This window comes from Bathymodiolus heckerae thiotrophic gill symbiont, assembly GCF_900180345.1.
Lineage (GTDB): Bacteria > Pseudomonadota > Gammaproteobacteria > PS1 > Pseudothioglobaceae > Thiodubiliella.
In genome coordinates, this window is sequence record NZ_FXLV01000064.1 from 1 (window position 1) to 7,146 (window position 7,146).

The 7,146-nt window shown below is 36.8% G+C and carries 8 protein-coding genes; all 8 read right to left on the minus strand.

The genetic code is table 11. The features are described from left to right. Window positions 1–481: 481 nt before the first annotated feature. The 8 genes from CRYPD_RS08170 to CRYPD_RS07065 all read right to left on the minus strand — a co-directional run bounded on the left by CRYPD_RS08170 (window position 482) and on the right by CRYPD_RS07065 (window position 6,521). Window positions 482–649: a hypothetical protein gene (locus CRYPD_RS08170; RefSeq protein WP_171004389.1), complete on the minus strand. Its 168-nt coding sequence runs from the start codon at window positions 647–649 to the stop codon at window positions 482–484. Window positions 650–996: 347 nt separating this feature from the next. After that, on the minus strand, window positions 997–1,146 hold the full coding sequence (locus CRYPD_RS07040; protein WP_138146880.1) for a heavy-metal-associated domain-containing protein: 150 nt from the start codon (window positions 1,144–1,146) through the stop codon (window positions 997–999). Window positions 1,147–1,170: 24 nt separating this feature from the next. Further along, window positions 1,171–2,640, minus strand: coding sequence for a multicopper oxidase family protein (locus CRYPD_RS07045; RefSeq protein ID WP_138146881.1), 1,470 nt, complete (start codon window positions 2,638–2,640; stop codon window positions 1,171–1,173). Further along, the gene (locus CRYPD_RS07050) at window positions 2,637–3,044 is read right to left on the minus strand and encodes a c-type cytochrome (protein WP_138146882.1); all 408 of its coding nucleotides are present in this window, start codon (window positions 3,042–3,044) and stop codon (window positions 2,637–2,639) included. Before CRYPD_RS07050 ends, CRYPD_RS07045 begins: the two co-directional genes overlap by 4 nt. A 23-nt stretch (window positions 3,045–3,067) precedes the next feature. Further along, entirely contained in the window at window positions 3,068–3,649 is a 582-nt protein-coding gene (locus CRYPD_RS07055) for a c-type cytochrome (RefSeq protein ID WP_138146883.1), read from the minus strand. 160 nt (window positions 3,650–3,809) lie between these two features. Next, on the minus strand, window positions 3,810–3,956 hold the full coding sequence (locus tag CRYPD_RS08175; RefSeq protein WP_171004260.1) for a hypothetical protein: 147 nt from the start codon (window positions 3,954–3,956) through the stop codon (window positions 3,810–3,812). 24 nt (window positions 3,957–3,980) lie between these two features. Then, window positions 3,981–4,685 (minus strand): copper resistance protein B, encoded by a 705-nt coding sequence (locus CRYPD_RS07060; protein WP_138146884.1) that lies wholly within the window; start codon window positions 4,683–4,685, stop codon window positions 3,981–3,983. 15 nt (window positions 4,686–4,700) lie between these two features. Next, the gene (locus CRYPD_RS07065) at window positions 4,701–6,521 is read right to left on the minus strand and encodes a copper resistance system multicopper oxidase (protein WP_138146885.1); all 1,821 of its coding nucleotides are present in this window, start codon (window positions 6,519–6,521) and stop codon (window positions 4,701–4,703) included. Between the last annotated feature and the right edge of the window lie 625 nt (window positions 6,522–7,146).

A 7,146-nucleotide genomic window follows, 5' to 3' on the forward strand; every position in this document is an offset into this window, starting at 1 on the left:
CTGATAGGGTTGCGCATCATCTAATCTATCGGGCAATTTATGCTGGTATTGAGAAAATATTTATTCACGATAGTTACACTTGTCGATAAAATAAAGGCAGTTTGTATGGTATTAAACGAGCGACTAAATTTATTCGCCAAGCAATAGATAATGACCAAGAGCTTGTTTTAAAGTTTGATATCCAAGGATATTTTATGCCTATTAAGCACAAGGTCGTTTACCAAAAAAGTGCTTAAAATATTAGATAAAGACAACCCATTATAGGTTTTTTTCTTGTCTTTTAGACAAACTTGGACATTCTGATACCTTTGCATAAATATGAATAATCATCAAAAATCCACTTTTTACCAACTTGATAATTTTTTTAAACCCAGCCTCAACCTTGCTAGGGCAGAGTTTAAAAAAACACCAATTTGACAAAAATTGAATTCTGATAATCATTCATATTTATGCAAAGGTCTCACTATAAGGCATAAAGGGGTTAGTTAATTATATTTTTTTTCTGCCATCCTTTTGACCTGCCTTTGTTTTTGCTGGTTACATTATAGCCTGTTAAGTTTTTTATCTGTGCTATAAAATCTTTGTTGTCTGTAGCCATACCTTGATTAGTTATTCTATGAGAGACCTTTGCATAAATATGAATAATCATCAAAAATCCACTTTTCACCCGCTTGGCAATTTTTTAAACCCAGCCTTAGCTCTGCTAGGACAAGGTTTAATAAAATCACCAATCTAGCAAAAATTGAATTTTGCTAATCATCCCTATTTATGCAAAGGTCTCTATGAATGTGGTCAATTAACTTAATATCAAGCTCTTGTTCAAAACGCAACCAGTAGTTTTGTTGTCTTGTTAGACCATTGCATTTACCCCAAACTCTAAAAAAGATTATTGGTACAGAAAAATAATGCGTAAAATATTAATTTGGTGTCCAGTCAAGTGGGGCGCATGTATAAACTTATGCTCTGGCATAGTAATCGTATAATACAACCCAGCCGTTAATAAAGCCTGTTGCAAATATTGAGTGATAAACAACTCTGCATTTCAATCACTACGACTTTGGTGGCTAAATCAATCTCTACCGTGTGAATATCAGATAGTGCTAACAATGCCTTTTCTGCATTGGTTTTACATCCTTCACAAGACATATCTAAAGCTTGATAAATATAAACTTAAACCACGACAAATTGCCCCATCATACCTCTATCTTCATGCTCTAAAATATGGCAGTGATACATATAAGGTGTTTTTGCATCACGAAACTCAGGAAACTCCATAATCACACTCACCCGCTCTCTAGGATGTATCAAGACCACATCTTTAAAGCCCAATTCATGCCCCTTAACCCCGCCTTTACGAGTAATTACTTTAAATTGCACATTGTGGATATGTAAAGGATGTGCCATCATTGAGGTGTTTTCTAAATGCCAAATTTCTGTACTGCCAGCCTTAACCACTTCATCGATTCGATTAATATTCATGGTTTTGCTATTAATACTGAAAGCATTGCCACCAAACATCATTCTTGGCCCCATTTGCATTTGCAAGACTAATTTTCTTTGCTTGCTTACTGCGGATTGCTGTGGGTTGTTGTGATTGACTAAATTTTTAGGGATGCTACTCGTGCTTTTAAGTGTATTAGAGGCATCAATCTGAAAAATATCCATATCCTGATGGTTATTGCCCATCATGCCACCCATCATTCCCATACCACCCATGCTTGATGATTCTTGCACAGCAGTATGTTGTAGAATTGGATGCCCACCATCGCTCACATCTACCAAAATTTCTATTCGTTCAGCAGGTGCCAAACGCACCATATTAACCTTAATCGAATGCTCTAATAAGCCTCCATCACTGCCGATAATAGCAAACACACGATTATCATTAAAATTTAAATGATAAGTTCTGGCGTTTGAGCCATTCAGCAATCGCAATCGTAATAAAGATTTTTTGGCTTTTAAAACTGGATTAACCACACCATTAACTAACACTGTAGAGCCTTTTTTACCCATCATCCCGTCCATCATTCCACTGAGATAACGAAAATGTCCATTATAACTAAAATCTTTGTCTTGAATAATCACCGGTAAGTCATCTATACCATACTCAAAAGGTAGGTTTAATGCCTTTGATTTTTCATCGTCAATAATAAACATCCCTGCCAAACCTTGATAGACCTGCTCAGCTGTTTTATGCAGTTGATGCGAGTGATACCAAAGAGTTGCTGCATCTTGGATAATATCGAACTGAGTTTTCCAAGTTTGGTTCGGCGCAATTGGCTGATGAGGGCCGCCATCGGCTTTGGCGGGTAGCTTCATACCGTGCCAGTGTAGTGTGGTGGTTTGATCAATGGTGTTTCTAACACTAATATGCACTTTATCGCCTTTATTAGCACGTAGCGTTACCCCTAAAAAACCTTGGTTTATACCCAAAGTCGGTGTAATTTTATTAGGGAAAATGGCACTTTTACCAGATTGAATGCTTAAATCAAAGTAAACATCCTTACCCACTCTTTTACCTAATTCTAGTTTCGGCACTTTAAAAGTATTGCGAAAAACCTTACCGCTTGCCCATGCAATCTGCTTTGGTAACGCAGCTAAAACCAAGCCTGTTTTTATAAAACTTCTTCTACTAATCATTTGAATCTCGCATCATATTTTTGCTGAATACCTTTTGGCCATAAGCTATGTAGATAATCTAGAGTTGCCTGCTTTTCTTTATTCGTTAATTTATCTTTAAATGCTGGCATCCATCCGCCTAACTTTGCACCACCGTTATTAATAGTATTTAGTAACAATTTTGGCGAATGATGCCAAGCGTGTGCTGTTCCGTTTAATGGTGGTGCTGGATATTTGCCATTTGGCAAAGGTCTCTTCCAATCTATCGTTGTACCCCTTGCATCTTTACCATGACAAGATGCACAATGTTCATCAAAAGTTGCTTTACCTAGTTTTATCCTATCTGCTTCTTTTGCTTGCGCATCACCACTGTCAAAACAAGCAGTTAAAAATAATACACTTGATAAAATTATTACTGTTTTCATATTTTCTCCTTTTTTATATTAAATTAATGTGAGTGCCCATCCTCTTGATGGGCATTGTTACTCTTAGGAACGACTGGTTTTTTTATGTGTTTAGTATTTTTATGCGTATGCCCACCATCGCCAACTAATTGCATGTATTCAGAAGCAGGCATATCATTAAGTTTTTCTAAAAAAGCCACCATTTCCCATATTTGTTGGTCAGTATGAGAGTCCCCCCATGCTGGCATTCCAGTCATCTTAAGTCCATTTTTAATAGTCCAGAATGTATTGCCTAAACCATGACCTGTATGGTTTTGTTGGTAAAATACAGGTGCCTTAGGATAAAGTCCAAGACTTAATTCTGTTGATTCTTTTATAGGAGATAAATGACATTGAGCACACATTGCATCAAAGTTCTTAGCACCACTCTTAATCATATCGGGTTTTGATAAATCAGGTGCTTTAATATCATATGCACGCACCGTAATGGAGCGTTCTTTTACAAATGTCAATAACTTTGTTGTAATACCCCAATGTTTCTCTGTGGCAGAAATATTAAACACCCCAAACCAAACCAATAAAAACAATAGTCCGATAATAAACAATATTTTTAATAAACTTTTCATTCTTTATACTCCAAAATAAAACTGCTATGCCAAACCATCAATCCGTCAGTTAAATACCATGCACAAGCTCTAATAACTAGTAATTTACATCTTAACCAAATGCCTTTATTTGAATCTTGGGTTCATAGTATTTAATCATCAGATTAATAATCTTATATGATTAGAGACCTTTGCATAAATAGGGATGATTAGCAAAATTCAATTTTTGCCAGATTGGTGATTTTATTAAACCTTGTCCTAGCAGGGCTAAGGCTGGGTTTAAAAAATCGCCAAGCGGGTGAAAAGTGGATTTTTGATGATTATTCATATTTATGCAAAGGTCTCGATTAGACTAAAACCAAAAACGCATACCAACTACAATTTGTGCATCTTCAATACCCTTACCTTCAGTAAGAGAAAAATCAGCCGTATTGCCATATTTTTTCTCCCAGTTAATGCCAATATAAGGCGCAAATTCACGTGTAACTTCATAACGCAGTCTTAACCCTGCCTCAACACTAGACAAACCTTTTCCTGTGCCTGTTAATTCATCGTCCTTGCTAAACGCATTAATCTCTACTTCTGGCGATAAAATCAATTTTTGACTAAATATATACTCATACTCAGCCTCTAAGCGTACACCTAATTTGCCAGATTCACCCACAAATAATGAAGCATCAACTTCGAATAAATAAGGTGCCAAGCCCTTGGCAGCAATCACTCCCCAATTACGCTGAGGTTTAGGCTGAAAGTCTTTTTTCACCCCGAGTTGCAAATCCCAAAAAGGTGTTATTGCTTTTGAGTAAAGCAATTGTAATTCAGATTTTTCGATCTTCCCTGCAATTTTTTCGCCCCTAGTTTTAACCCAAAATTTATTTAAATCTTGACCCACCCAAGCGTTAATATTCCAAGCCCTAGGATTGACATCATCTGTACTTCGCAACTCTACTTCACCCATTACCTTGGTTAAAACAGGATCATCTTCTATGCCACCTGCAAATGACTGTGATGTCAAAGCAAATAAGCAACTGATTGTTATTACTTTTAAATATTTCATCATTTTCTCCTTTAATTAAACCACATCCACACGACGAAACATACCTAACATGTGATATAACAAATGACAATGATATGCCCACGAACCTTTAGCATCGACTTTAACTCGATAACTAATCTTTGCTCCCGGTTGAACAATCACCGTATGCTTGCGTGGGATATACATATTATCTCCTGTCTCTAAATCACTCCACATTCCATGTAGATGCATAGGGTGATTCATCATCGTGTCGTTAACAAAAGTGATACGAACCACTTCGCCAAATTTAAATTGCAAAGGCTCAGCATCGGCAAACTTCACACCATTAATAGACCACATATAACGACTCATATTGCCCGTTAAATGCAATTGAATTTCACGGTCCGGGTCTGGATAATTATGCATCATATGCAAACTACGAAGGTCTGCATAAGTTAAGACTTTTCTGCCATTATTACGCAGCCCAATGCCTGGGTCGTCTAAACGATATTGTGGGTCAGCAGAGCGCATATCGACATGCGGTCCAAATTCAGTATCCGCATGGGTTACCATTGAATCCATGGTTGACATCTCTTTGTTACCACCCATATTCATCTTTGGGCGACCCATATTTGTCATTGATTTTTGCTTGCCCATTGAACTGCGACCCATTGTTGAATGGTCCATTCCAGCCATTGTTGTTTGCTTCATGTTCATTGAGCCATGATTCATTTTTGAATGATTCATACCCACCATATTTGACATACCCATATCACTATGTGTTAGATTAGGCGCCTTATCTAATTCAGGCACCTCGCCCAACATTGAAGCATCGGGGGTTAATGTACCTCGTGCATAGCCAGAACGGGCAATATCTTGGGCAAAAATAGTGTAAGCGCTGTCATTTTTTGGCTCAACAATCACATCATAGGTTTCTGCCACGCCAATGCGGAACTCATCAACAGACACAGGTTCAATGTTTTGCCCATCAGCAGCTACTACCGTCATTTTTAACCCTGGAATGCGTACATCAAAAAAAGTCATTGCTGAGCCGTTAATAAAGCGAACTCGCACTTTATCGCCTTTTTCAAACAAGCCAACCCAGCCTTTATCAGGTGTTACACCATTGGCTAAATAAGTGTAGGTGTACCCTGTTACATCGGATAAATCACGCTGACTCATACGCATTTGGCCCCACATCTTTCTATCGTTCCAAGTGTTTTCTAAGCCTTTTTTCTCAATATCATTCATTAAATCTGAGTGTGTGCGCTCGTTAAAATTATAATAATGTGAGAGTTTTTTAAGTTTATGATACACATCGGTTGGATTCTCATCCGTCCAATCAGAGAGCATAACAATATAATCTTTATCATAAGTTACTGGGTCTTTTTCAGCTGGGTCTATCACAATCGGACCGTATAAGCCTGTTTGTTCTTGAAAACCAGAATGTGAGTGATACCAATAGGTGCCACTTTGTTTGGCTTTAAAACGATAAGCAAAGGTTTCACCCGGTTTGATGCCATGAAAATCATTACTAATATCAGGCACTCCATCCATTTCACTTGGCAAAATCAAACCATGCCAATGAATAGAGGTGCTTTCTGTTAGATGATTGGTAACATTTAGCGTAATCATTTCCCCTTCTTTAAACCTTAATAAGGGTGCTGGAAGTGAGTTATTTACTGTAGTGGCAGTACGCATTGTGCCAGTAAAGTTGACACTTTGCTCTCCAATGCTTAGATTAAAAGTATTGCCTGTTAGTGCTGTTATATTGTTGCGCATACCCGCAAATAAAATACTTGGGTTAATCGCTAATGCCGCAGCACCTATTGTTACACCAGTAACAAATTGCCTGCGTGATAATGTTTTGTTATTCACTTTATTCTCCTTAATCAATAACTATTTGAATTGATAAACAATTCTTAAGTGCTACTAAAAAACTTAGATTGATTTACGATTGACGATAATAAAAATTGTTTTATAAAAACAAACTTACAGACATCAATACGCTAGAAAATTTAAACGATTGGAGGAGGGAGAATCATCTTCGAGGAAAAAGATGTATAAAAAGTATTAAAAATGAAAACTACTAAAAGCGATTGGGGAATGACTTTCTCAGAAATCACCACTTTCTTATCAATAGACAAATGTTGAGCGCAGACTGTATCGTAACATTCTGATAAATGTTCTTCAATAGACATATTCATTGATTTGCTATCTAGTGAACAATGCTTACTGCCGTTAGATACGACAATATTATTAGCATTAGTTAACGACATAAATACAAGAAAAAACAATGATAGAAGAACTTTCATATTTTAATTATATCACAAAAAATAACCTGAAAATCATTTAGAAAATTAAATTGACCCTTAGAGACCTTTGCATAAATATGAATAATCATCAAAAATCCACTTTTCACCCGCTTGGCGATTTTTTAAACCCAGCCTTAGCCCTGCTAGGACAAGGTTTAATAAAATCACCAATCTGGCAAAAATTGAAT